Genomic DNA, 1,688 nt, shown 5'->3' on the forward strand with positions numbered 1-1,688 from the left:
GTCAGATTAAGAGCCCAGTTTTAGTCGTTATCGCTAGGCAGGTAGACAGGAGTATCAGTAACTTAGTGGAAAGGTGATCAGTTTCCCACACACTGCGAACGGGTTTATTCTATAAAAGGTGGTCAGCTTTCCATACACTGCTAGTTGGGCCACTCTACAAAGGTAATCTAAAAGTCAGATTTAGAACCCAGTTCTTACCGTTATAGTTCGGCAGGCTTGGCAATTGTCCGTAATTTAGCAAAGTACTTTATTAAAACCCCAAAGAACCAAAGCAACTTTGGTTTATGCTCGAACGAAAAATATACGGGCCATTCAGTTACTACTTGGTCATACAAAAATTTATAACACCATCAGATATTTGGGAATAGAGATTGAAGACGCCATTAAGATATCGAGAGAAACCGATTGTTGATTTAACACAGGCAGTGTTCTTATACTGCCTTTGCCCCATTACGAGTTACAACCTTTCAATTGCCCACTACAAACATCACTTTGCAGATTGTAAATACTTAGCTATGAAAGCACTCATAGAAGCCCACTTGCTTCACACCGACTTTTAACTACATTGTTCTCGCTTTTCTGTAAGCTAGATATTTTTTTTGCTCTAGTACATTCCCAGTCATCTACAGGGTACATTTTATCCCACGCATTCATTAGCTGTCGCTGTGATGAGCTCATATTATAACGTTTATAAGCGCTCTCCATATAAAGGTAAGTACGTGCAATCTCTCCTCTAGCTGATTCAGGCGGTTCTGCTTTTCTGTTATCTATCTTCATCGCACAACTACCGAAATCACTTTGTGCTGAAGGCAGTACAGTGAAATTATAATTACTTCTTAACGCATTAACAGCACCTATAGCAGGATAAAGGTTAAACATGTCAGCCTGCATAAGGCGATACTCAGTATTAACTTTCTCCGCACATCTTCGACCTTTAAATGACTTCCCTTTACTACTAACACATTGGCTATGTCCATCTCTCCATTCACTGAAAGTACGGCCAAAATTCTCCGCAGGCACAATATGCTCCCACTCAACTTTTTTGGCACGCTTAAGATACTTAGTCGTGGTAAAGCCTTTTGGTGCTGTTACTTTTTTCTGAGAATCAAATTCAGCACCACAGTAAAGCGTACTTCGGTGATTGTTATAAACTTGCTTTTCTAAAATCTTTTTCGCTTTACTAAATGATTCGATTTCTTGATTTTCAGCTAAGACTTCTGAACTGCCTAGTATTGTTAGTAGTAAGGTTATTAATAATTTCATAGTGTTACCTGATAATTAGTTATTCCTATGAATATGCCTGTAACTGTAGAGGAGTTCAATATATAGAGTGGCAAGAGATAAATTTAAATAAACTGGCTTCTTTATGAATACAGACTTGGACCCTTGATAATCGTGGGGTGGTATACAAAATGATAGGAATTTATTACCTAACATAAAGGTTCATCTTCAAATTTAATTTGCCCCCCTAACTTAAAATTAAAAAAGTATTGGTATGTTTTAGCTCTCAAACTATACTGTACATATAAACAGTATAGAGGTGCGTATGTACATTATTCCAATTTTCATAGAAGCAGGTATTACCGGCTTTGAATCTCCTGCCGCAGAATATATTGAGCTAGATATTTCAATCGATGAGCTGATAATAAAACATCCTAACGCCACTTTTATTGGTCTAGCTTCAGGCC

At 37.6% G+C, this 1,688-nt stretch carries 1 protein-coding gene and 2 pseudogenes; 2 read left to right on the top strand and 1 reads right to left on the bottom strand.

Translation table 11 applies throughout. The features are described from left to right. Window positions 1-259 precede the first annotated feature (259 nt). Window positions 260-412 (top strand): annotated as a pseudogene (locus tag I6E70_RS20480) (integrase); the annotation flags it as partial. A gap of 113 nt (window positions 413-525) precedes the next feature. Here I6E70_RS20480 and I6E70_RS20485 read toward each other — a convergent pair. Then, window positions 526-1,263 (bottom strand): endonuclease, encoded by a 738-nt coding sequence (locus I6E70_RS20485; RefSeq protein WP_165725969.1) that lies wholly within the window; start codon window positions 1,261-1,263, stop codon window positions 526-528. A 283-nt stretch (window positions 1,264-1,546) separates the two neighbouring features. Between I6E70_RS20485 and I6E70_RS20490 the strand changes: the two are divergent. Continuing rightward, window positions 1,547-1,688 (top strand): annotated as a pseudogene (locus I6E70_RS20490) (S24 family peptidase); the annotation flags it as partial.

Source organism: Pseudoalteromonas sp. NGC95, assembly GCF_015864705.1.
Classification (GTDB): domain Bacteria; phylum Pseudomonadota; class Gammaproteobacteria; order Enterobacterales; family Alteromonadaceae; genus Pseudoalteromonas; species Pseudoalteromonas arctica.